23 protein-coding genes, 2 pseudogenes and 1 riboswitch are annotated in these 24,264 nt (G+C 41.7%); of the genes and pseudogenes, 16 read left to right on the forward strand and 9 right to left on the reverse strand.

What is annotated here, in order from left to right:
* The first annotated feature begins 61 nt into the window (after positions 1-61).
* From BLQ81_RS16925 to BLQ81_RS16940, 4 genes are all read left to right on the forward strand, one after another.
* Positions 62-1,027: a vWA domain-containing protein gene (locus BLQ81_RS16925; protein ID WP_092732514.1), complete on the forward strand. Its 966-nt coding sequence runs from the start codon at positions 62-64 to the stop codon at positions 1,025-1,027.
* Positions 1,027-1,671, forward strand: coding sequence for a tetratricopeptide repeat protein (locus BLQ81_RS16930; protein WP_092732517.1), 645 nt, complete (start codon positions 1,027-1,029; stop codon positions 1,669-1,671). Before BLQ81_RS16925 ends, BLQ81_RS16930 begins: the two co-directional genes overlap by 1 nt.
* Entirely contained in the window at positions 1,661-2,269 is a 609-nt protein-coding gene (locus tag BLQ81_RS16935; RefSeq protein WP_092732520.1) for a hypothetical protein, read from the forward strand. The genes BLQ81_RS16930 and BLQ81_RS16935 overlap by 11 nt, the downstream gene beginning before the upstream one ends.
* Positions 2,270-2,552: 283 nt before the next feature.
* Positions 2,553-3,734 carry an acetyl-CoA C-acyltransferase gene (locus BLQ81_RS16940; RefSeq protein WP_092732523.1) on the forward strand — a complete coding sequence of 394 codons (1,182 nt, stop codon included), beginning with the start codon at positions 2,553-2,555 and terminating at the stop codon, positions 3,732-3,734.
* Positions 3,735-3,864: 130 nt separating this feature from the next.
* On the opposite strand, the gene BLQ81_RS16945 is transcribed toward BLQ81_RS16940, so the two are convergent.
* Positions 3,865-4,863, reverse strand: coding sequence for an FAD:protein FMN transferase (locus tag BLQ81_RS16945; protein ID WP_175454260.1), 999 nt, complete (start codon positions 4,861-4,863; stop codon positions 3,865-3,867).
* A gap of 156 nt (positions 4,864-5,019) precedes the next feature.
* On the opposite strand from BLQ81_RS16945, the gene BLQ81_RS16950 reads away from it, so the two are divergent.
* The 11 genes from BLQ81_RS16950 (at position 5,020) to dprA (ending at position 14,525) form a co-directional block, all read left to right on the forward strand.
* Entirely contained in the window at positions 5,020-6,129 is a 1,110-nt protein-coding gene (locus BLQ81_RS16950) for a toxin-antitoxin system YwqK family antitoxin (protein ID WP_092732527.1), read from the forward strand.
* 58 nt (positions 6,130-6,187) lie between these two features.
* Positions 6,188-7,129 carry a phosphoribosylaminoimidazolesuccinocarboxamide synthase gene (locus BLQ81_RS16955; RefSeq protein ID WP_092732530.1) on the forward strand — a complete coding sequence of 314 codons (942 nt, stop codon included), beginning with the start codon at positions 6,188-6,190 and terminating at the stop codon, positions 7,127-7,129.
* Positions 7,130-7,254: 125 nt separating this feature from the next.
* A complete protein-coding gene (locus BLQ81_RS16960) occupies positions 7,255-7,632 on the forward strand; it encodes an STAS domain-containing protein (RefSeq protein WP_092732533.1) in 378 nt (125 codons plus the stop codon).
* Positions 7,629-8,552, forward strand: a complete 924-nt coding sequence (locus tag BLQ81_RS16965; protein ID WP_092732536.1) for a ribonuclease Z — start codon at positions 7,629-7,631, stop codon at positions 8,550-8,552. The genes BLQ81_RS16960 and BLQ81_RS16965 overlap by 4 nt, the downstream gene beginning before the upstream one ends.
* A gap of 3 nt (positions 8,553-8,555) precedes the next feature.
* Positions 8,556-9,347, forward strand: a complete 792-nt coding sequence (locus BLQ81_RS16970) for a queuosine precursor transporter (protein ID WP_092732538.1) — start codon at positions 8,556-8,558, stop codon at positions 9,345-9,347.
* 95 nt (positions 9,348-9,442) lie between these two features.
* Positions 9,443-9,658, forward strand: a complete 216-nt coding sequence (locus BLQ81_RS16975) for a hypothetical protein (protein WP_092732541.1) — start codon at positions 9,443-9,445, stop codon at positions 9,656-9,658.
* On the forward strand, positions 9,643-9,945 hold the full coding sequence (locus BLQ81_RS16980) for a type II toxin-antitoxin system PemK/MazF family toxin (protein ID WP_092732544.1): 303 nt from the start codon (positions 9,643-9,645) through the stop codon (positions 9,943-9,945). The genes BLQ81_RS16975 and BLQ81_RS16980 overlap by 16 nt, the downstream gene beginning before the upstream one ends.
* Before the next feature lie 377 nt (positions 9,946-10,322).
* Positions 10,323-12,158: a DEAD/DEAH box helicase gene (locus BLQ81_RS16985; protein WP_092732547.1), complete on the forward strand. Its 1,836-nt coding sequence runs from the start codon at positions 10,323-10,325 to the stop codon at positions 12,156-12,158.
* A gap of 81 nt (positions 12,159-12,239) precedes the next feature.
* On the forward strand, positions 12,240-12,944 hold the full coding sequence (locus tag BLQ81_RS16990; protein WP_092732550.1) for a 16S rRNA (uracil(1498)-N(3))-methyltransferase: 705 nt from the start codon (positions 12,240-12,242) through the stop codon (positions 12,942-12,944).
* A gap of 128 nt (positions 12,945-13,072) precedes the next feature.
* Entirely contained in the window at positions 13,073-13,426 is a 354-nt protein-coding gene (locus tag BLQ81_RS16995; protein ID WP_092732553.1) for a MerR family transcriptional regulator, read from the forward strand.
* The gene (gene dprA / locus BLQ81_RS17000) at positions 13,398-14,525 is read left to right on the forward strand and encodes a DNA-processing protein DprA (protein ID WP_092732556.1); all 1,128 of its coding nucleotides are present in this window, start codon (positions 13,398-13,400) and stop codon (positions 14,523-14,525) included. The genes BLQ81_RS16995 and dprA overlap by 29 nt, the downstream gene beginning before the upstream one ends.
* A gap of 10 nt (positions 14,526-14,535) precedes the next feature.
* Here the strand turns inward: dprA and BLQ81_RS17005 are convergent.
* The 4 genes and pseudogenes from BLQ81_RS17005 to BLQ81_RS17025 form a co-directional block, all read right to left on the reverse strand.
* Positions 14,536-15,137 (reverse strand): annotated as a pseudogene (locus BLQ81_RS17005) (Uma2 family endonuclease).
* Positions 15,138-15,172: 35 nt separating this feature from the next.
* Positions 15,173-16,225: a BF3164 family lipoprotein gene (locus BLQ81_RS17010; RefSeq protein WP_175454261.1), complete on the reverse strand. Its 1,053-nt coding sequence runs from the start codon at positions 16,223-16,225 to the stop codon at positions 15,173-15,175.
* A 335-nt stretch (positions 16,226-16,560) separates the two neighbouring features.
* Positions 16,561-17,130, reverse strand: a complete 570-nt coding sequence (locus BLQ81_RS17020) for a PepSY-associated TM helix domain-containing protein (RefSeq protein WP_092732565.1) — start codon at positions 17,128-17,130, stop codon at positions 16,561-16,563.
* A gap of 3 nt (positions 17,131-17,133) precedes the next feature.
* Entirely contained in the window at positions 17,134-17,985 is an 852-nt protein-coding gene (locus BLQ81_RS17025; RefSeq protein ID WP_092732568.1) for a hydroxymethylglutaryl-CoA lyase, read from the reverse strand.
* A gap of 457 nt (positions 17,986-18,442) precedes the next feature.
* Between BLQ81_RS17025 and BLQ81_RS17030 the strand changes: the two genes are divergently transcribed.
* Positions 18,443-18,964: a hypothetical protein gene (locus BLQ81_RS17030; RefSeq protein ID WP_092732571.1), complete on the forward strand. Its 522-nt coding sequence runs from the start codon at positions 18,443-18,445 to the stop codon at positions 18,962-18,964.
* A gap of 51 nt (positions 18,965-19,015) precedes the next feature.
* Here BLQ81_RS17030 and metF read toward each other — a convergent pair whose 3' ends face one another.
* The 4 genes and pseudogenes from metF to BLQ81_RS17050 form a co-directional block, all read right to left on the reverse strand.
* Positions 19,016-19,969, reverse strand: coding sequence for a methylenetetrahydrofolate reductase [NAD(P)H] (gene metF, locus BLQ81_RS17035; protein ID WP_092732574.1), 954 nt, complete (start codon positions 19,967-19,969; stop codon positions 19,016-19,018).
* Positions 19,966-22,650, reverse strand: a complete 2,685-nt coding sequence (gene metH / locus BLQ81_RS17040; RefSeq protein WP_245693294.1) for a methionine synthase — start codon at positions 22,648-22,650, stop codon at positions 19,966-19,968. The genes metF and metH overlap by 4 nt, the downstream gene beginning before the upstream one ends.
* A gap of 10 nt (positions 22,651-22,660) precedes the next feature.
* Positions 22,661-23,716 carry a homocysteine S-methyltransferase family protein gene (locus BLQ81_RS17045; protein WP_092732580.1) on the reverse strand — a complete coding sequence of 352 codons (1,056 nt, stop codon included), beginning with the start codon at positions 23,714-23,716 and terminating at the stop codon, positions 22,661-22,663.
* A gap of 66 nt (positions 23,717-23,782) precedes the next feature.
* Positions 23,783-23,881: riboswitch (SAM riboswitch) on the reverse strand.
* A 134-nt stretch (positions 23,882-24,015) separates the two neighbouring features.
* Positions 24,016-24,264, reverse strand: a pseudogene (locus tag BLQ81_RS17050) (IS4 family transposase); the annotation flags it as partial.

Genomic DNA, 24,264 nt, shown 5'->3' on the forward strand with positions numbered 1-24,264 from the left:
ACTGGCAGCGTTAACCAAAAACCGGACTTTTAAAGTAAGGTTTATTTCCTAATTTCAGGCCATGATATGGGCATATCCTGACATCAGACTCACCCTAGTACTGGCAGGAGTCTTTGTACTTCTTTACTTTATATACCTTTCCCGATTTTGGTCCATCAACCGAAGGCTGAAGGTGGAAAAACAGCGTCTATTTACCAAACTGACCATTCGTACTGCATATTTCATTCTGTTTTTGATCGCATTTGCAGGTCCTTCGATCGGTAATTCGTTCAAAGAAGTGAAAGAAGAGGGAAAAGATATTTTCATCGCCGTGGATCTTTCACAGTCGATGAATGCCACTGACATTGGCCCAAGCCGTCTTCAGCGAATCAAATTTGAGTTGAAAAATCTGATCAATAGTTTTCCTTCAGACCGGATCGGCTTGATTATTTTCAGTTCGGAGGCCTATATGCAGTGTCCTTTGACATTCGATCAGGCCGTCATTCAGCTTTACATTGACGGATTGAATACCGGCTTGGTACCCAACGCCGGCACTGACTTGAGCGCACCTTTAAGAATGGCCCTTGACAGATTTCTAAAAGATGAAAGCCAGGAAGTAAAAGCCAAATCAATTATTTTGATTTCAGATGGGGAAAATTTCGGTGATGACCTCGATGGAGTAATTTCGGATCTTTCAGATAATAATATAAAAGTATTCTCACTTGGAATTGGAACTCAAAAAGGAAGTCAGATCCCAAGAGGAAATGGGTTTGTAATTGATCCAAAAACAGGGACTCCCGCTATTACCAAACTTGAATCCCAGTCTTTGCGCTTGGCAGCTTCAGAGACTTCCGGGGAATATTTTGAAATTTCGGATGAGTATCAACAACTCGGAGATCTGATTTCGACAATTGACCGCCTGGAAGGCGGAGTAGCAAATACCCGAATGGTCGAGGCCAGCTCAAACAAGTATTTTTACTTTCTTCTGGGTGCTTTGGCACTTGCGCTATTGGACATGATACTACCCATCAAAACGATCAAACTCTGATGAGCTGGAGCAAATGGATTTTAACAGTCTTCTTGATCATCCCAAGTTCTTGGACTTATGTAACTCGGCTCAACACCGCAATCAAGGTAGCGGAAAGAAGCTATGCCGAAGCCAAGTATGAAGAGTCAGTGGCTAATCACTTGGTCTTGATCAATGACTTCGAGTACAAATCCCCTGAATTAAGTTTTGATTTGGGATTGAGTCATCAGTATGCTGAAAAAGTCGATGAAGCCCAAACTTGGTATGATCAGGCTACTCAGAGCCCCAAAAAGATGTTGGCTTCATTTGCTTTCAATCAAAGTGGCGTAATCGCAGGTAATAAAAAGGAATACCAAGCTGCCCTCAGCAAATTCCAGTCCGCCTTAATCAAAGATCCGACTAACGAGCAAGCCCGATATAACTACGAAATGCTTGCCAGATGGCTCAAGCGAGACGAAGAGCGTAAAAATCAAGATAAAAATAAGCCTGAACCATCAGAATTTGCAAAGCGAAAGAAAGCAGAAGCAGATCGATTGGTGGAACAATTCCGATTCAATGACGCTTTAAAGGTCATGCAGGAAGCATTGGTGCAGGATCCAACTGTGGCTGCCTATCAGGATTTTATAACCACACTACAGGAGGTAGTAGAAATCGATGAGAAGTAAATTAATCGTATTCGTAATAGTATTTATCCATTTTTCCACTGGGGAAATCTTGGCACAAACTGCCGGGGATTTCTTTAATCGGGCAGCGCGTTCCTATGTCAAAACGGAAAAGGAAGCAGCTTTAAAAGAAGTGAATGATGGTTTGGGAAAATTTCCAGACGACACCAAACTGAAAGCACTGAAAGAAAAGCTTGAGAAAGAGCAGGAGAACGAAAAACAGGAAAACCCGCAAGATCAAAAGCAACAAAACGATCAAAACCAAAGTCAGAAAAGCGAGGGCGAAAAAGGAGATAATCAATCTGAAGAAAAAGACGGAGAGCAGTCTGAAGAGGATAAAGCCAAAGAAGGTCAAAAAGGCAAAGACCCTTCTCAGAAAAGTGATGAGCCCGGTGAAAACGCAAATGATCAAATGGATGCCAATCTTGCTGACAGACAAAAACGAATGGAAGAAATGCGTGAAAAGCTCAAAAGCATGAACCTCTCTCCAGAACAAGCCGCCCAGATCCTCGAATCACTCAATGCTGCCGAACTTCGGTATATTCAGGATAATAAGAAAAAACCGACTCAAAGACCTAAAAGAGGACTGCCGGATTGGTGATTTGTGTCCGATGCTGGATGACCGGTGACCGGTGTGTTGTGTCTGGCTGAGCAGCTTGTCCGCCGGGGAGGAGAGTCGAAGCCTATAACAGTAATATTGGTTAAAAGTAAATAGGTAGAGGTGAGCCAAAAATAGACAATCGGTCAAAAAAATATCGAATTTAGAACATCGAATGCTGAATAATGAAGTAGTCTGCTTAAAAGTTTAGCATTTTCGGTCATCGGACACCCGGCAACGATCAAAAAAACATCGGCAATCCCATACAATCTAAACCCAACTAAACATGAGCAAAGAAGTATACATCGTCGCAGCTGTCCGAACTCCCCTTGGGAGCTTTGGCGGGAAGTTGTCCTCCATAACTGCCATCGAGCTAGGAAGTATTGCAATCAAAGGCGCAATCGCAAAATCCGGGGTTTCATCAGAAGCAGTGAATGAAGTATTCATGGGAAATGTGATTTCTGCAAACCTAGGTCAAGCTCCAGCACGACAAGCCGCTATTGGTGCAGGTATTGGCTACAATGTCCCTTGCACCACCATCAATAAAGTGTGCGCCTCAGGCATGAAAGCTGTAATGCTTGCTGCCCAATCCATTATGCTTGGCATCAATGATGTCGTCGTGGCCGGCGGCATGGAAAGCATGTCCAATGTCCCCTACTACATTCCAAAGGCCCGTTTTGGTTACAAATACGGAAATGCAGAAATGGTCGACGGGCTGGTGAAAGACGGTCTGTTTGAAGTTTATTATAAGTTCCCGATGGGAAACTGTGCTGAAAACACCGCCAAGGAAATGAACATTACACGGGAGCAACAGGATGCCTACGCCATCCAATCCTACAAGCGTTCGGCTGAGGCTTGGGAAAAGGGCATGTTCAAAGATGAAATCGTTCCTGTGGAAATGCTCGGGAGAAAAGGAGAAACAATCCTGATCGACGAAGATGAAGAATTCCGCAATGTGATGTTTGACAAAATCCCTTCTTTAAAACCGGTTTTTGACAAAAACGGAACAGTGACTGCCGCAAACGCATCCACAATGAATGACGGTGCATCCGCTCTGGTTTTGGTAAGCAAGGAAAAAGCCGAAGAATTGGGGTTGAAACCTTTGGCAAAAATCCGAGGGTTTGCAGATGCAGCCACTGATCCGCTTTGGTTTACGACAGCACCAGCCTTGGCAATTCCAAAAGCATTGAAACATGCAGGCGTTTCAGCTGGGGAGGTTTCCTACTATGAAATCAATGAAGCTTTTGCGGCTGTTGCGATTGCCAATCAGCGGGAATTAAACTTGGATAACGATAAGATCAATGTCTTTGGAGGGGCGGTCTCCCTTGGACATCCGCTTGGAGCTTCCGGTGCTAGAATCATCACCACACTCAACTCAGTCCTACACCAAAAAGGCGGAACAATCGGCGTAGCCGGCATTTGCAACGGTGGCGGCGGAGCTTCGGCGATTGTAATTGAGAAGATGTAATATTTCAATATCCCTGATTCACAAAAGCCTTCATTTTCAAAGAAATGAAGGCTTTTGAGTTTAAGGAGAGTTTCAAAGTTTTCTGTTTAGACACAGACAACTGCGACTGGCTCTACAGACTACCTACCCATCACTTCCTAATAGGAAATCCACTCGTAAATTCCATCTCCAACTTTTCCTTTCCACCGATCACAAACATGGCTTCCACACCGGGAAGGCTTTCTGCCAAAATCTTTGCTTTTTCAGGGCCCATTGCCATAAATGCCGTAGCTAGCGCATCTGCCTGTGTGGCTGAAGGGGCTAGTACTGACACCGAAACCATCGAATGACTGACCGGAAATCCGGTTTTCGGATCGAGAATATGCGGTCTTCTGTTTCCTGCTTCGTCAATGTAAAACTTGCGGTAATTCCCCGAACTGCTGATCGATCGATTGTCCAGTTCTACCTTCGTCAGCATCGAACTGGTCACGCCAATTTCGGCCTGGGCAGGATCTTCGATTCCGATGGTCCAGGCCGTACCTCTTGAATTTTGGCCTTTGGCTTTCATTTCGCCGCCGATTTCGACCATGTAATCCGAAATCTGATTTTTCTCTACCACTTCAACTAACTTATCGATGGCATAGCCTTCTCCCAGACCTGTGATGTCCAGCATCACGCCAGGTTTGACTGAAAAATAACCTGAATCAGTCGCCAAAATCATCTTTTCGAAACCAATCACATCATTCAATGCGCTGACTTTGAGCGAATCCATTGCCTCCCGTTGTTCGAAAGAAAAGCCCCATGATTTCAACAAAGGATAAAGTGTCGGCTCAAAATATCCTTCCGACATCCGATGGTACTTTGCCGTAGAATCCAACATATCTCTGAAAGTAAATGAGGGATTGCGCAATTCACCGCTTCGGTTAAAATCTGAAATCTCCGAGTCCTGAACGTAGGAATTTGAGGCTTTATTAATCAAAGCAAAAACTGAATCGAACTCAGGCTGAAGGTCCTTGCCTAGGTCTGCCAGCTGAATTCGGTAATAGGTTCCAAATATTTCTCCTTCATAGGTTTTGAAGGATTTTTCCTTTTCTCCGCATGAGGTAATAAATGCAAACGCAATCAGTAAATAGGTAGGTGAAAATCGCATAATCAAAGGGTTGGGTTGAAAGAGCATTCCCTCTCTCTGTTGGAAAAGATATTTTGCTCAAAAATAGTCAAATTGAATTCCTTCACCGTTAATTTCCCCAGAAGTAATAAATCCTGAGATTGGATTCCGATCTTTAACCTTTCGAATCCTTATAATATGAAACGAATAGCAAGCAAAGCCCAATTTCTTCCTGCAATAATTCTTTTAATCTTAGGGCCCTTTTCATTCAGCTTTGCTCAGGACACAATACGGACTTATTATGATGAAGAGTCGCTTCACATCAAAGAGATTCTGACCAAAATCAATGGAAAAGCAGAAGGTCAAGTCCGGCTTTTTGACCCAAACGGAAAGCTAATTCTCATCGGTAATCTCAAAAATGATCAGCGAGACGGTCCTTTTTATGACCTTGATTCTGATACAGGAGATACACTTCGGATTGTTAATTTTAAAAATAACCTCAGGGAAGGAAGAGCACTAAGCTACTTTCCCGGGGGCATTCTAAGCCAGGAATCCACCTTCGTCAATAATCAACTCGAGGGGATGGTCACCTCCTATTATGAAGACGGCAAAATCAGAGATCAAACAACCTTTAGAAACAATAAGCCGAATGGACTGTCGGAATCATTTTTTCCCAATGGAAAAACTAAAACCAAAATCAATTTTCAAGCTGGTCAATTTGATGGACCCTATGAGGAATTTGATGAAAACGGGCAATTGATATTCAGCACCCATTATGCACGCGGGGTGATCAATGGAAAGGAAATCCAATACTTTCCCAACGGACAGGTGAAAGCTAGCCGTGAGTTCCGCTTTGGCGAATTGACCGGTGCCTATGAATTAAACTATGCTGATGGCAAGCCCGAGCGAAGGGGTACCTATAAAAACGGTTCACCGGAAGGTGCCATGACGGAATTTTATCAGGACGGTACGATCAGAATGAAGGCTGTTTACCAGAAAGGAATCCCTGTTCAGCCCATCTTATATTTTCATCCCAATGGAGTGGTAAGACAAAGGACTACTTACAACAATCAGGGTTATAAAATTTTGGAAGAAAATTTCTATCCAAATGATAACGTTTTTTCTACTGTTCGATTCTTGAATGATCTTGAAGAAGGCGAAGTAAAGATTTATAGAGAAAATGGCAGTCTATTGGAAATCAGAAACTACACGAAAGGAAGACTCAATGGAATTCGGACACTTTTTGACGAATCAGGTCAGTTGGTCGAAACTGAACTTTGGGAAAAGGGAAATAAAATCAATAAATAAAACCCAAGATTAAGGCGGTGGAAAGCCATTTTTCTATTTTTGCCGAAACGATTTTCAAATGAGCAACGCCATCAAGGAAACCCATTTCAATTTCCCCGGTCAAATAGGTTTTTACAAAGGAAAAGTTCGGGATGTCTACATCTTCGATAAGGAATTGGTTGTAGTGGCATCTGACCGGATCTCTGCATTCGATGTAGTACTTCCAAAAGCAATTCCTTTTAAGGGTCAGGTTCTGAATCAGATTGCGGCAGGATTCCTTAAAGCTACTTCCGACATCGTGCCAAATTGGGTGACTGCCACTCCTGATCCGAGTGTCACGATTGGCAAGCGTTGCGAGCCTTTCAAAGTAGAAATGGTCATCAGAGGATATCTAGCAGGACATGCCGCCAGAGAATATAAAGCAGGAAAGCGAATACTTTGTGGCGTTGCGATGGCAGAGGGATTGCGCGAAAATGATCCATTTCCGGAACCCATCATCACCCCAACCACAAAAGCCTCGGAAGGACATGATGAGGATATTTCAAGAGAAGATATTTTGGCCAAAGGCATCGTTAGGGAGGCTGATTACCTAATTTTGGAAAAATACACCCATGCACTATTCCAACGCGGTCAGGAGATGGCCCGAGCCAAAGGACTGATCTTAGTGGATACTAAATATGAGTTTGGGAAATTTGGAGAAGATATCCTTTTAATTGACGAAATTCACACCCCCGATTCCTCACGATATTTCTATGCGGAAGGCTATGCCGAAAATCAGAAAAACGGAATTCCACAAAAGCAATTGTCTAAGGAATTTGTCCGACAGTGGCTGATCGCAAATGGATTTCAGGGAAAAGACGGACAAAGCGTTCCGGAAATGTCGGACGAAATTGTAGAAAGCATCTCGGATCGTTATATTGAGCTTTTCGAACAGATCACCGGCGAAAAATTCGTAAAAGCAAACGTTAAAAACATCGAATCCAGAATAGAAAAAGCAATTATGGCTCATTTGGGGCAATAAATACAAACTGTAAAACCTATAAAAACAAGCCTATCTGCCATAGGCAGGCATGTGGCAAGCTTTAAAAAGAATCTTAGTAAGGATATGAGATTCCAAGTGACCAATAAAAATCAAATTATAAACACATGAAATATACTATCGATAAAAAAGAGCAGTACGTTGTACTTTCTCCATTGGAAGAAAAAATTGATTCGCTACTGGCTCCAAAATTAAAATCAGAATTGCTGACTATTCATGCTGAAGGTCATACCAATATTGTATTGGATATGAGTCAGGTGAAATATGTGGATTCCAGCGGTTTGAGTGCATTGCTCGTAGGAGACCGAGAGTTCGGTAGAAATGGTGGCATTTTCGTTATTTCAGGCGTTCAGGATCACGTAATGAAGCTTCTTAAAATCTCCATGCTGGACAAGAAACTTAACTTGGTCAATACATTAGAGGAAGCCGGAGAGGCCATTTTCATGCATGAAATTGAAGGAGGAGAAGACGAAGAAGAGGCTTGATCCCAGAATTTGAAGTCACCATTTTAGGTAACACTTCTTCCATCCCAGTACATGGAAGAAATCACACTGCCCAAGTCATACGATTTGGGCAGGAGTGTTTATTGCTGGATTGTGGCGAAGGCACACAGATTCAAATGCGGAAGTTCAAAGTAAAATCTTCCAAAATTTCACACATTTTCATCTCCCATTTACACGGAGATCATTACTTGGGTTTGATGGGTATTTTGTCCAGTTATAACCTATCCAAGAGAACCAAGGCACTTACCATCTTCGGACCCAAAGGCTTGGACGAAATTATCACCATCCAATTTCGTTGGAGTAATACTAGACTTTCCTATCCGCTCCACTTTGTTGAAACCAATTCTGATGGGTTAAATCTTCTACTAGACCATCCCAGATTCACAGTTCACAGTTTCCCGTTGACACATCGTCTACCAACAACAGGTTTTTTGATTCGGGAAAAAGAAGGGCTTCGGAACCTCCTTAAAGAAAAGCTTCAGGAGAAAAAAATCCCTCTTGCAGCAATACAAAATCTCAGAACCGGAAAAGATTTTTTGGATGAAAAAGGGAATCTTTATTCTCTCAAAGATTACACCCATCCCCTTCCCCCCCTGCGAAGTTATGCTTTCTGTTCCGACACTTGTTTTGAGCCAAAACTCGCCAACTACATCGACAGCCCAACTTTGCTTTACCATGAATCCACTTTCATGGAGCTTGATGCAGAACGTGCCAAGGTCACCTTTCACAGTACTGCAAAACAGGCAGCGGAGATCGCAAATCTACTAAAAGCAAAAACATTGCTTTTAGGTCATTTTTCCTCTCGCTATATTGACTTAGAAGAAATGCTAAATGAAGCAAAAACCGTATTTATCCAATCAGAGTTGAGTGAGGAAGGAATAACATACCCTATTTTGCCTTGAGTTATGAATTTATTGCAGCAAAGTCGAAAGACTAACCTATTTATCATCCTCGGATCGATTTTTCTCACCAATGCGATTTTGGCAGAAATCATCGGAGTTAAGATTTTTTCAGGTGAAAAAACCATGGGATTTGAGCCAGTAAACTGGACCTTTTTCGGGGAGTATGTGCTGGATTTTAATCTTACAGCAGGTGCTGTCATCTGGCCGATTGTGTTTATCACTACGGATATCATCAATGAATATTTTGGAAAAAAAGGAGTTCGGAAAATCAGTTTTATCACAGCAGGATTAATTGCTTATGTTTTCGTGGTGATCAGCATTGTCACTGTTTTGGTACCGGCAGACTTTTGGTTAGATGTCAATTCTCAAACTCCAACAGGAGAGGGATTTGACATCAATTATGCGTTTAACACCATTTTCCGTCAGGGCTTGGGAATCATCATAGGCTCCTTAACCGCCTTCCTGTTTGGGCAATTGATCGATGTATTTGTTTTTCAAAAGCTTCGGGCAGTGACGGGACCTAAGATGATTTGGCTTCGGGCGACAGGTTCGACTTTGGTGTCACAGTTTTTTGATTCCTTCGTGGTACTGGGGATTGCATTTTATGTTTTCGGCAATTGGAGCATCAGTCAGATCATAGCCGTGGGATTGATTAATTATTTTTACAAGTTTACGGTTGCCATTCTTTTGACCCCACTCCTGTATGTTGGACACGGATTGATAGATAGGTATTTGGGAAAGGAATTGGCGGAAAATATGGCTAAGGAGGCAAGTATGGACCGGTCGTTTTTATAAATTGGATGATTGGAAGATTGGAAAATTGCAAGCGTTCATCTTTCATTGAAATCATAAAAATCAGATTTTTAAGAGGATAAGTTTAAATTAGCCTTATGAAGACTCTCGCATTAAATATTTCATATGAGGATTTGCTTGAATCTCTAAAAAAGCTCTCCAGAAAAGACAAAAAAAAAATTCATTCTTTTTTAGAATCTGAACTTTCAAAGCATGAGGTAAATGAACCTACAGAAACTTATTTGCTTTCAGAGGAATCGCTATTAAAAGATTGGTTGTCCCAGGAGGAGGAACAAGCATGGAAAGATTTGTAAAAGGCGATATAGTTGCCGTTAATTTTCCGTTTTCTGACCTAAGCTCTTCCAAACGAAGACCTGCATTAGTCCTTGCTTACGTAGAAAATGGAGATTATTTACTAAGTCAAATTACATCAAAAACCACGAAGGACAGTTGGGCTTTAGAATTGCCGGAATCAGAAATAATTGAAGGTGAATTATTCAAATCAAGTAATATTCGGCCAAATAGACTTTTTACAGCAGACCAATCAATTATTCTTTATAAAGTTGGACAGATTACTTTATCGATGAGAAATCGAGCATGACCCGAAGCGACATACAGAGGGATAATTATCAAACATGCGAAGATTCCATGTGGCCTTTAAGAATAAAATTATAAACACGTGAAAAAAGGTTGTTGATGCAGTTATTGCTTTAATTTCTTAGAGATAATTTTATTTTAGGCAGAACAAAACCACCATACTGACTTCCGAAATCGATTGAAACCAAATTTATTTCGTTTTTCGGACTTCAATTATTAAGAATATTCTAAAAACTTTTGGAACAGGGTTGGAATTCCGGATTAATGATCCTACTTTTGCATCGTCAATTTTGACAAAGTCTATTTTTCGTGCCGTGATTCCTTACTGTCGCTTGTCTGGGATTTAGGATAACATGGCAAGAAAAAGTAAGGAAAACATTCATGGAAATCACAACACAATTCTCAGACCTGGGGATTTCGGTAGAAATCTTGCGGGCAGTGGAAGAAATGGGTTATACAACCCCTTCCCCAATTCAATTACAGGCTATTCCTTTCGTATTGGAAGGACGTGATCTTATCGGTCAGGCTCAAACCGGAACCGGTAAAACTGCTGCTTTTGCAATTCCAATCATCGACCTTGTCGATTCCGAATTGAACAAGCCACAGGCAATCATCCTTTGCCCTACCCGCGAACTCGCGGTTCAGGTAGAAGGAGAAATCCAAAAATTATCCAAGTATCATAGAGGCATCAATTCTGTTGCGATATACGGTGGAGAATCTATTGACAGACAAATCAGGGTCCTCAGAAAAGGAGTTCAGATCGTAGTAGGTACTCCTGGACGTGTGCAAGACCACATCAACAGAGGAACTCTAAAGCTTGACAGCATCGGAATCATCGTATTGGATGAGGCTGACGAAATGCTGGACATGGGCTTCAGAGATGACATCGAGGCGATCCTATCGGAAATGCCTGCGGAAAGACAAACCGTCTTCTTCTCGGCAACGATGGCTAAGCCAATCTTGGATTTGACAAGAAAATACCAAACTAATCCTGAAATCATCAAAGTCGCTAAAAACGAGCTGACTGTTTCTAAAATCGAGCAGGTTTACTATGAAGTAAAGCCTTCTTTGAAAATGGAATTGATGACTCGCTTGATGAACATCAACAATTATGCACTAAGCGTAGTGTTCTGTAATACCAAGCGAATGACGGATGAAGTGACTGAAAGCTTGGGTGCTAGAGGTATCTTGGCGGAAGCACTTCACGGTGACCTTTCACAGGCACAACGCGATAAAGTAATGGGTAAATTCCGTAAGGGACTTTGCTCGGTATTGGTAGCAACTGACGTGGCTGCCCGTGGTATTGACGTGGACAATGTAGAAGCAGTATTCAATTACGACCTTCCATTGGACGAAGAATATTACGTACACAGAATCGGCCGTACAGGACGTGCCGGTAAGTCGGGTACTGCGATTACGTTTATCACAGGTCGAAGAGAAACAATGAAACTCAGAGATCTGGAGCGTTTCACAAAGGCTACCATCAATAAAATGACTCCTCCTTCTGTAACGGAGCTAGTTGAGCTGAAAAAAGCACAATTGGTGAAGGATGTATATAGAGTCTTGGCAGTGGAAGAAGATAATCAGCTTTTCGAAGCGACTATCGGACAGATGCTGACTGAAGGCTTGACTATCGAGCAGATTGCATTGGGCTTGATCAAGATGAACATGGGTGAAACCGTGAAAGAATTGAAAGAGCAGGATTTCGGAATCGATACCTACGGTGGTGGAGATCGCAGAAGAGAAGGATCAAGAGACGGAGGTCGTGATGGCGGACGTGGTGGTGATCGTTTCGGACGTGGAGAAAGAAGCGGTTCTGATCGTTTTGGAAGAGGCGAAAGAGAAAGCGGTGGTCGCTTCGAAAGAGGTGGAGAGCGCAGAGAAAGATTCGGTGACCGTAGAGAAGGTGGAGCAAGAGAAAGCGCACCGAGAGACGGAGAAAGAAGATTTGCTCCAAGAGAAGAAAGAACACGTGATGCGAATATGACTCGTCTGTTTCTGAACTTAGGTAACAAGGACAGAATACGTCCAAATGATATCGTAGGTGCTATCGCAGGTGAAACCGGCGTACCGGGCAAAAGCATCGGTGGCATCGACATCTTTGACAACTTCTCCTTTGTGGATGTTCCTCAGAAAGATGCGGAGCACGTGATTAAAGTGATGAAGAACAACACGATCAAAGGCAAGACCGTAAGCATGGAAATCTCAAAAGGATAAATTATTATTGGTTAATTTGGTTTAAAGGCACATTTCTTTCGGGAAATGTGCTTTTTTTGTGTCTCTCCCCTCAGTTACAGCATGCAGCTTTTTTTCCAGGAAAAAATAGAATCACCCCTCACCCATCTCGACGAGGAGGAATCAAGGCATTTAGTCAAAGTGCTTCGAAAAAAACAAGGCGACCAAATCCGACTGACCAATGGGAAAGGGATGGTTTTTGATTGCGTGATTTTGGAAGCAAATCCGAAAAAAACCAATCTCAAAGTCTTGAATTCTTCTGAAATTCCTGAAGATAAATTTCACATTCACTTGGCTATTGCCCCAACTAAAAGTCCTGACAGAATGGAATGGATGGTGGAAAAAATTACCGAAATCGGATTTCATGAACTGACACTTTTAGAAACCATGAATTCTGAGCGCGGCTTTTTAAAAACAGATCGGCTGAACAAAAAAATAATTTCAGCTTGCAAACAAAGTCTAAAATACCGGATCCCTGTATTGAATCAAACCAAAAAATTGACAGCGCTATTCAAGAACAAGGAGTTTGAGGGATTTCAGAAATTCATAGCTTATGTGGATCAGGACCATGAAAGTCATCTCTTTGATGTGGCTGTACCTGAAGGAAAATACCTGATTTTGATTGGCCCTGAGGGAGATTTTGACCCAAAAGAAATCAAAGAAGCGATTGAATCAGGCTTTCTGCCTGTTTCATTGGGGAAAAGCCGACTTCGAACTGAAACTGCCGGTTTGGCATCTGTCCAAATGTTTCAGGTACTAAATCGCTAATTTTTGCGTTTTCGAAGTATTCGCTTGAAGTATTCCTTGAAGTACCCGAGCAAATTTTTAAATTGAATTTGAATTCCACTCAAACAGGGTTCAAAACCTTAAGAGGTTACCATTAATTACAAACTGCTGTGCCGTACAAAGAGCGAGAAATTGAGAAAAAATACCATTCCATTGGGGAAGTTGCTGAAATGTTCAAAGTAGCCCCATCATTGATGCGCTATTGGGAAGGTGAGTTTGATATTATTCGTCCGAAAAAAGACAAAAAAGGAAATCGCCGCTATACGAAGGAAGATATCCAAAAAATCAAATACGTTTACCACTTGGTGAAAGAAAAAGGATATACCCTTCAAGGTGCCCAAGAAGTGATTGCATCAGGCAAAGATCAAGGTTTTGACAAAGTTGAAGCAGTTCAAAAGCTTCAGGAAATCAAAGATTTTTTAATCAATCTGAAGAATGAACTCAAAACCCGAAACGGATCTTGAAAATCTCCGATATCATCTAGCATTAGCACAAGCTCCAAAAGTCGGCCCAGGAGTATTTAAAGCTATTTTAGCCTATAGCGGATCAGCTAAGGCGTTTTTCAACCTTTCAAAAGGTAAGGCTTCCAAAATCCCACGAGTTGGAGAGAAGCTTCTTGAAATTCAAAAGCAGGCTAATACTTTAATTCGAAATGCAGATGATCTAATTTCACACTGCGAGAAAAAAGGGATTCAAATCCGCATCTCCACCGAGCCGAATTTTCCCATTCGACTCAAAGCACAAGAGGACGGGCCTGTGATTCTTTTTACTCAGGGGAAAGCTAACTTGAATTTTGAGCGGAGTGTGGGAATCGTAGGCACTCGCAGTGCTACCGTTTACGGAAAGTCTATCACCCGCAAAATCGTAGAGGATCTTCTACCTTACCAACCCGTTATCATTTCAGGTTTAGCGTATGGGATCGATATTGAAGCTCACCGGGCAGCCTTACAAGTTGGATTACCCACTGTTGCTGTAATGGGCTCTCCGATTTCTCAAATCTACCCCGCTGCGCATAAAAAAACGGCAGAACAACTTCAGGACACAGGAATATTGATGAGCGAATATGCCCCGGGAAGCACAATGGTTCCGGGAAATTTCCCGGCAAGAAACCGAATCATCGCAGGTCTTTCAGATGCATTGATTGTAGTAGAAGCTGCTGAAAGAGGTGGGGCATTAATCACGGCTGAAATCGCGTATAGTTATAACAAAGAAGTCTTTGCCGTACCTGGAAACCTACAATCTCCATTCTCCGAGGGATGCAATCAGTTGATCCGGAAAATGAAAGCTTCCATTTACACAGGATCAAATGATATTGCTGAAGCTTTATTCTGGGGAAAACCAGGTGAAGAACAAGTCAAAAAACCTGTATTAGATTTGGAAGGTAGAGATGAGGAGGATTCTGCTATTTTGAAGCTACTTTTGGAAAAAGGGGAATCGGAAATCGACCAAATCAGCTACCTGACAGAGATTCCTTTGGGAATGCTTTCTTCCAGATTGCTAAGTCTTGAATTTGAAGGCATTGTAAAATCACTTCCAGGAAAAAAATTTAAGTTGATAGTATGATTTTCAGAACTTATCCCTCAAAGATATCTTCCAAATTCAATTTAAATCCGGCAATACAAGAGGATTCCACCACATCCCCGGAAACGAATAGCCTTGAAGATTGGTACCGCCCCCCAACTAGCGTATAGATCAATAAGGTTTGCTCACTGGGGTGAATGACCCAATATTCCTTTATCCCTGATTCTTCATAGACCTCGTATTTATTTTTAAGCTCTCGTTTGTTATCACCGGGGGAAAGAATTTCAACGACAAGATCAGGTGCACCGAGACAACCTGCATCATCCAACTTTTCAGGATCACAAACAACACACAAATCGGGCTGAACAACAGTATCAATATCCTGATTTCGTTTTGATTTTACGGGCAGCCTGACATCAAAAGGGGCATGAAAAACCTGACAAGGTTTTCCTTTTAAAAATCCATGAAAATTGTTGTCAAACTAACAGAAATCTTCTGGTGAGACATCCTTGGTGCAGCAGTGTCTCGTTTGAACACCTTTCCCTTGATCAATTCAACCATCACGTCCATTTTCCAAGTTAGGTAATCGGCGTAAGTATAGCTGCCGTATTCGATATCTGGCTCTTTTACAGTAGGTAACTTTTCATCTTCCATATGTTTAAAATATCACAAATAAATAGGATTTTAAATTAACTGTTTAATTTACTTGATTTTGGAAGCTCAAATTCAACTATACCTGGATCAGAATCAGTCGAAATCCCATAAATCTTGCTTAAATCTTTATTTACTGCAATACTTTTAACAGATCTATCCAAGCTGTATTTGGCAATGATTTCACCAGCAAAAGAAAAAACATACACAGTTTTAGCAATGTCTGATTCAGTTTGAATTTTGGCTTCACTTATTCCACCATAAAGGGCAAATATTCTATCCTCTGTCACAACGACATCTCTGAAGTGATAGGGAGAGCTTAAATCCCAATGCACAGAGTAACCTGAAGATTCTGCGATAAGGTCAAATTTCATATACTCTTTTGGAGAGAGGTAGAATCGATCAAAAGTCAATTTATCCCGATCAAAAATTTCGATTTTATTGGAAAATAGATTGGCAATTACAAAATGTGTCCTTGATGTATTGCTGGCAAACCAACCCATATTCATTTGCGAAAGATTGAAGTAGTCTAAATCGGTGCGTTCAGAAAAATTTTCCAAATCTCCATAGCCAGCTAATGAATCCCCTGATGCCGAGAACTCTACCAGTCTTGATGGGGAATCAACTGTCAACCCTAAAAATGTTGAGTCCCCAGATCTAAGTACTGAATAAGCTTTAAAAAAATCACCCTTTTGCTTAACTTGATGTTTTGCTAAGTCAGTATTTGAGAATGAAAATTCGCTGATCTTCTTGTCAATTGAACTATAGATATAAAAAGAAGAGTCATTACTTCCAAACTCAATTGAACTGGCATCTGAAATTTCACCCGGCCCAAAACCAATGGTGCCAAAAGATTTTAAATAAGTATTGTTGCGTGTTTCAATTACATGAATTGGAGAAGCCATGGCATCCATAGAAGGGCTTTCTAGCACATAAAGATTATTACCGTTTACCCGAACTTTGTCGGGGTTAAGTAGCTCTTTATACACCATCTTTTTACCTTTGAGATCAAGCTCAACTAGCTTTTCTTTTTTTTCAGTACAGGCGCCAAAAAAAGCGGTAAAAACAAAAATAAGTAGTGATCTATTCATCATTTTTGAGATTTAATATGTGATAAAATGGCTTGGATATTTTACTCCGGGCCAAGTCCAACTAAAGACTATTGATTCCCACAGCAAGGAGGCAACCCTTTTATGTCTTTGGGATAAAATGTACCAAATCGATCAAAACATCCAATCGAATTTGCTTGCAAACAATCGGCCGCCGATGAAATCAACGGAAGTCCAACTGATAATCCTACAACAAGGGAGAAGAAAATAATCCCTTTAAAACTGGTTTTTTCATAAAAGGTAAAATAAGATTAAACATCTTCATATTTAACCAATCTTAATTAAAATGAAAAAAAAAAATGAACGGTTATTTTTATTTACAAACGGTTATTTTTGATTTTGATTTTCAAATTTCTGACCACCTTAGGATAATACCACAAATAAAACCCACTTAGACTCATCAAAATCAAACCCAAGGCAGTCAGCGTGGAGTAAGTCAACTTCGCATTTTCATTCTCCCAAAAGTAAAAATCAATGATGCTGCCATCGTGGACTTTTTCTATCCAATCTGAGTGACGGGTCTCTATTGAAAGCACTTCTCCAGACAAACCGTCCAGCTGGACTTCGGTAAAATGGGTTTTAAAAGTCACCTTTGCGACTCCTTTATCAGGTCGGATATCGATTCGATCCACTTCGATGGACTCCCCGATTTTTTCCATTTCCAGCTCCGAAATCCTCACCATTTCATCCGGAGAGATCCATTGCCCCTGATCGACTTTAGTTTTTAAAGTAGGCGGCAGGAGCTCTCCTTTTTTTTTCCATGCCAAAAGAATCGAAGTAATTCCTATGACCAAAAAGAAAACAATCAACGGAATACCCATCCAGCGATGGACTCTGCGGAGCCAGCGAAGTGCTTTTACTTTAGATTGAATGATTGGATCAGACATTAATCAGGAATTAAACACAAACTTCGTAAGCTTCATTGATTCAGCAAGTTCTGATTTATTCAATCCTAAGGAATACCCCTCTTTTTCAAGGGTTTCAATCATCACTTCTGTTGCCATATTTCCAACCAATTCGTCTTTGGCCATCGGACATCCTCCAAAACCCTTCAAGGCTCCATCAAATCTTTTACATCCTCCTTTCAGCCCTGCCAACACTTTCTCCGGGATAGACTCAATCCTGCTGTGAAGATGTGCGCCAAATTCAATTTGTGGAAAAGCCTGAATTTGAACCTCAAAAAGTTTGGTAATCAAATCAGGAGTAGCAACCCCAATGGTATCCGATAAGGAAATGAGCTCAACCTGAAGCTGTGAAAGCTTTTCCACAAACTCGGCAACCAGTTCAGGTGAGTAAGGATCTCCATATGGATTACCAAAACCCATGCTTAGGTAGACCACCTGCTTTTTCCCTTTTGCTTCGCAAAGATTCTGGATCGCCTCCACCGTCTTCAAAGCCTCCTCAATCGAGGCGTTGGTATTTCGCTGCTGAAAGGTCTCAGATACCGAAAGTGGGAATCCCAAAAAGTCAATTTCCTGGAATTGAAGAGCATCTTCTGCCCCTCTTACGTTTGCTACAATAGCCAAAAGTTTAGATTTCGCATCGTGTAAATCCAGCAATTCCAATACCTCCGCAGTATCCCGCATTTGCGGAATTGCCTTAGGACTCACAAAGCTGCCAAAGTCAATGGTATCAAAACCCACTTCAAGCAATTGATTAATGTATGCGGCTTTAATGGCAGTATCTATAAATCCCGGAATTCCTTGCATTGCATCCCGCGGGCATTCAATCAGTTTAATCATGCCCGAAGTTAAGTAGAATCAGCAAAAAGGGATTGGGAAGAGTGGTTAAAAATGCTTTGTTAATTCAATACTGGGTCAGTCTGAATAAGATTGCAAGCACAAGAGAATTCTTTCCACTTTTCTTGATTCCATTTCTTCCAACCAGCCAAACAACGCTTCGATAGCTATTTGGGAAACCGGATAAAGTTCTACATGCCAGCCTTGGCAAAATTCCGGGTGGAAAGGAAGGAATAGAAAACATTACTGTATGCTCATATAAAGCTTCCCAAATGGGGATTTATGGGGTTTTTATTCCATAAAACGTGATACAATCCCCCTTTGAAGTCTGTCTGACTTCTTCTAAAAGTGAGTCTATCAGTAAAAAAGTGGTGTTTTACCGACTTTGTTGAAAAATGGTTGATCTATTGCCTATAGAAGTATTAGTACCATCAATTCTTTCACTTAAAAAAACCAAATTATGAAAATCAAATCATCACTTCTTATAGGTACTGCATGTATTGCGGTATTTGCTTGCCAGACTAATAAGTATACAGAGCAAGACAGAATTACTTCAACAAAGAATCTAAATTCATTTGTTGACAGTGTGGAAATGGCTGTAAAGGCTTCTCCAACTCACGATTGGAGTGTTATCGATTCTAGATTTGATAGTCTTGAGTCTAGAGCTGATAAAGTCTACAAAGACCTGAAAGCTGAAAGCACCGAAGTTGATCTGATTGAGACCCGCTACGATACAGTAATTGAGAATGCTAAACGTACGGAGGAGAATTTCCAAAAAACGGCTGAGATGCACCTTCAGAATGTAGAAAAGTGGTGGGAAACTACGGCTAAAGAACCTACTGCCAAAAGAGCAATAACAATTGCTAACATCGAATCTACCACAAAAGAAAGTTTGAATTGGTTGGAAAAAAACTTCAATAACCTGAAGGAAGAATCCAGAGAGAAGTATAACAAGTTCATCTCTGAAATGGGTAAAATTTAAATTCAACAATCAATTCAAAGCCCGCCAAAATTATTTGGCGGGCTTTTTTTGTTAAAACACCTCTTTGGCAATCTTGTAAGTAGCTTCTGCCTTACTCATCGTGTAGAAATGAAGCGAAGGCACGCCGGCAGCAATAAGTTCCTTTGACTGCTGAATGGCCCACTCAATTCCTACAGTTTTCACATCAGCATTGGTTTTACATTTTTCAAGCTCATCCATCAATTCATCAGGAAAGTCCAAAAAGAAAGTCCTTGGCAGCATGGTGATTTGTCCCAAAGTCGTGATCGGCTTGATACCCGGAATGATGGGAACATCAATTCCCGCTGCCCGGACTCTTCTTACATAATCGAAAAACTTTTGATTGTCGAAAAACATCTGAGTTACAATGTATTCAGCCCCTTTATCGATTTTTTCTTTTAGGTACTTCAGGTCAAATTTCATACTCGGAGCTTCGAAGTGCTTCTCAGGATACCCTGAAACACCTACACAAAAGTCAGTATGAAAGCTGTTTTCGGTTTCCTCATGCAGGTAATGTCCATTATTCATGCGTACAATTTGCTCCACCAATTCACTGGCATAGTTGTGCCCATTTGTTTCCGCAATAAACCTACCTTCCGATTTTGGTGCATCACCCCGGAGTGCAAGGACATTTTCCACACCTATAAAATTGAGATCAATCAGGGCGTTTTCTGTCTCTTCTTTGGAAAATCCTCCGCAGAGAATATGCGGAACCGCGTCGACTTGAAAGCGGTTCATGATTGCTGCACAAATGCCTACGGTACCGGGGCGCTTTTTGGTACTTACCTTCTCCAAAAGTCCATTTGGATGCTTTTTGTAAATAAACTCTTCCCGATGGTAAGTCACATCCACAAAAGGCGGCTTGAATTCCATTAAGGGTTCAATTCCTACAAGAAGTTCTTTCAGGCTTTGCCCCTTCAATGGAGGCAAAATCTCAAATGAAAAAAGCGTGGAAGTGGTATTTTTTAAACGTTCTGTTATTTTCATTGAATAGGGATTGCTAAGGTTTGAATAGGTGAATAGGCCAAATTTGGAGACAATAAGCGCTCTGCTTGTTTTATAGTTATGCCCTTTCGTTGGGCATAGCTGGCCACCTGATCTTCTCCGATTTTGCCCAAACCGAAGTATTTACTTTCAGGATGTCCAAAATAAAATCCGGAAACTGAGCTAGTCGGATACATTGCAAAGCTGGAGGTCAGCGTGATTCCAATGGCATTTTCCAAATCTAATAGTTGAGCTATCGTACTCTTTTCGGAATGCTCCGGACAAGCCGGATAGCCCGGTGCCGGACGGATTCCGGGGTATTCTTCGCGAATCAAAGAATCATTATCCAAGCTTTCTGATGTGGAATAGCCCCAATAATCTTTCCTGACCTGCTCATGTACATATTCTGCGGCAGCTTCGGCCAATCTATCAGCCAAAGCCTTAAACAAGATATCATTATAATCATCCCCAGCTGCCTGAAACTCGGCCAGTTTGGTTTCCATTCCTAGTCCTGAAGTCACTGCAAAACAGCCCAGATAATCGGTTTTTTCAGGGTGAATGTAGTCTGCGAGTGATCGGTTTGGAACACCCCTCCCCTTTTTGCCCTGTTGCCTCAAGAAGTGAAGTTTTGCGATTTCTTTATTGCTATCATTTGGATCCAAAATTACCGCATCATCTTCAAGTCGCTTCACCGGGAATAGTCCAAAAACCGCTTTTGCCGTAAGCCACTTTTCCTCAATCAACTTATCCAGCATTTCCTGCGCATCAGCAAAGAGTTTCTTCGCCTCATGGCCTACAATGGGATCTTCCAGGATTTTCGGGTATTTGCCACTAAGCATCCAAGTGCTAAAGAACGGAGTCCAGTCGATGTATTTTCTCAAAACAGAAAGATCCAAATCCTCCAGAATTGTTTTGCCAAGTACCTTAGGCTTTACCGGCTCAACCGCAGTCCAATCAATTCCTACTGGATTAGACTTAGCCTCTTCATAGCTCACCAATTGCTTAATCAATTGCTTCGCCTCATGTTCTTCACGGAGTTGTTTATACGTTTCTTTGATTTGCAATTGATAAGCTTCTTTGGTCTCCTCAGATATAGCTTCACCTGCAATCGGCACGGACTTACTAGCATCTGTCACGTGAATGACAATTCCTGAATACATCGGATCAATTTTCACTGCCGTGTGAATTCTGGAAGTGGTAGCACCACCGATCAACAAGGGAATCTTCAAGCCCTGACGCTCCATTTCAGAAGCGACATTGACCATCTCATCCAAAGATGGAGTGATCAGACCACTCAATCCGATGATATCTACCTTATTTTTAATAGCCTCATCGATGATTTTCTGAGCATCAACCATCACACCCAAATCAATAATTTGGTAACTATTGCAGGCCAAAACGACGCCTACGATATTTTTTCCGATATCGTGCACATCACCTTTGACAGTAGCAAGCAGGATTTTTTTGAGTGAAGAAGCTTCCTGCCCCTCTTCCGGTAGCGGCATAAAGGGCTCCAAATAAGCTACTGCCTTCTTCATTACCCGAGCGGATTTTACTACCTGAGGAAGAAACATTTTACCCTCCCCAAATAGATCCCCGACGACATTCATCCCATCCATCAAGGGGCCTTCAATAACTTTTAAAGGATTGACCAATTCCAGGCGCGCGGCTTCGGTGTCCTCCACAATAAAGTCCAAAATCCCTTTAACAAGGGCATGCTCAATCCGCTTACCTACAGGATCTGAACGCCAAGCTTCGTTGACTACTTCCTTTTTGTCTGCTGCTTTAACAGTTTCAGCAAAATCCAATAATCGCTCGGTCGCATCTTCCTTTCGGTCAAAGAGTACATCTTCAACTCGATCCAGTAAGTCTTTCGGAATATCATCATAAACTTCAAGCATGGTCGGATTGACAATTCCCATGCTCATGCCATGATGGATCGCATGGTAAAGAAATGCCGCATGCATAGCCTCTCGGACACGGTCATTTCCTCGAAAAGAAAACGAAACGTTACTCACTCCCCCACTGACTTTGGCTCCCGGCAGGTTTTCTTTGATCCATTTGGTGGCAAGGAAAAAATCAAGCGCATTTTTTCTGTGCTCTTCCATACCCGTCGCGACAGGAAAAATATTTGGATCGAATATGATGTCCTGACGATTGAATTTGACCTGATCGACAAGAATACGGTAGCTTCGCTCACAGATTTGAATTCTCCGCTCATAGGTATCCGCTTGACCTTTTTCGTCAAAAGCCATTACAACCACTGCTGCACCGAATTTCTTGATAGTTTTAGCTTGTTGAATAAACTCAGCTTCTCCGTTTTTTAAAGAAATTGAATTCACGATTCCCTTTCCCTGAACACACTTCAATCCAGCTAATATGATACTCCACTTGGAGCTGTCAATCATAATCGGAATTCGGCTGATCTCAGGTTCTGAAGCAATCAAGTTAAGAAACTTGACCATGGCAAATTCCCCGTCAAGCATCCCTTCGTCCATACAGACATCCAGGACCTGGGCCCCGCCACGAACCTGATCCAAGGCTATTTCAAGTGCATCATCGTACTGTCCATTTAAGATCAGTCGTGCAAACTTCTTCGAACCGGTAATATTGGTCCGTTCACCAATATTGACAAAATTGATATTCGGGGTGAAAACCAAAGGCTCCAGGCCTGAGAGTTTCATGTAGTCTTTGTTAAACATTGCTCTCCTCCTCCTCTATAACTTCTTCAAATTTTCTAGGCTGAAACTGTGCAGCCATGTCTGCCAAGGCTCGGATATGCTCAGGAGTAGTACCACAGCATCCGCCAAGGATATTCAACATACCTTCCTTTAAGAAGTCTCGTACTTGATCCGCCATTTCATTGGCCCCTTGATCGTAGGCACCAAACTCATTCGGTAAGCCTGCATTGGGATAGGCAGAAACATAAAAAGGGGCATTTTGAGCCAATACTTTCAAGTATGGCCTAAGCTCTTTTGCTCCCAGGGCGCAATTCAAACCGACTGATAACAAAGGTACATGGGAGACTGAAATCAAGAATGCTTCGGTAGTCTGACCGGAAAGCGTTCGGCCGGAAGCATCGGTGATTGTACCCGAAATCATAATCGGAATCCCTCCATCTTTTGGATCGAGCGGAATATTTCTTTTTTCATAAACTTCCTGAATCGCATACAGGGCCGCTTTTGCATTAAGTGTATCAAAAATCGTCTCAACCAAAATAATGTCTGAACCCCCGTCTAATAAGCCATTCACCTGCTCAGCATAGGCTTCTGCCAATTGATCAAAAGTAATGGCCCGATAGCCGGGATCATTTACATCTGGAGAAAGGGAAGCAGTTCTATTTGTTGGCCCTATTGCACCTGCTACGAAGCGCGGTTTATTGGGCTCTTTGGCTGAAAATTCGTCTGCCACTTCACGCGCGAGCTTTGCTGATTCAAAATTAATTGCATAAGCCAAATGCGAAAGTTCATAATCAGCTTGTGCAATGGTAGTGCCCGAAAAGGTGTTGGTCTCAATGATATCTGCGCCGGCCTCCAAATATTCCCTGTGAATTTGGCGGATGATATCCGGACGGCTCAAGGACAATAAATCATTGTTGCCTTTAAGTGATTTAGGATGATTCGCCAATTCAGGGGTTCTGAAATCCTCCTCGTCTAGTTTGTATCGCTGAATCATGGTCCCCATAGCTCCATCCAGGATCAGGATTCGATTTTGAATCACTTGCAATAGGGTATTTGTTCTGTTTTGCATCGTTCGAATAATTAAATCAAAAAGCTTATCGAGCAAAACACGGAGAAAAGTTACAGGTAACTTGTCCGCTCATCTTTTCCCGATTAATCGGAATGGGAGTTAGCACCTTGTTTACAGGTTGCTAAGACGTCATAGGGCCCTTCCCTCAGTCTTTCTCGATAAGCACTTCAAAGGTAATAGCATTTCATCAAAAAAGTTTAAGAATAATTCAAAATTCAGGTGATTTATTGATCTATTGTCAATGCTGTCCTAAACAATCTTAGGGATTGTTGAAGTTATGGGTTTTTCTTTTGTTGAGACTATTTTTTGTAGAAATCTGGAAACAGAACCCCCTGTAGGCTTTTTGCAGGTGGTTTTTCATGGTTTTCAAAGGGTTTGTCGAGCCATTTTTGGAGTTCAATTTTGACAAAGATATTCAGTCGGATAAATGCGACCAGATTGGACAGGTGCCACCCAAATTTAGCCGTAGCTTTCATGACCTTGAGCAGTAAGATGGTGATCAAAGCGGTCCAGATTTGGTTCATGACTGCGTTTTTGGAAGTTCCGAT

Source organism: Algoriphagus alkaliphilus (assembly GCF_900103735.1).
In the GTDB taxonomy this organism is placed as follows: domain Bacteria; phylum Bacteroidota; class Bacteroidia; order Cytophagales; family Cyclobacteriaceae; genus Algoriphagus; species Algoriphagus alkaliphilus.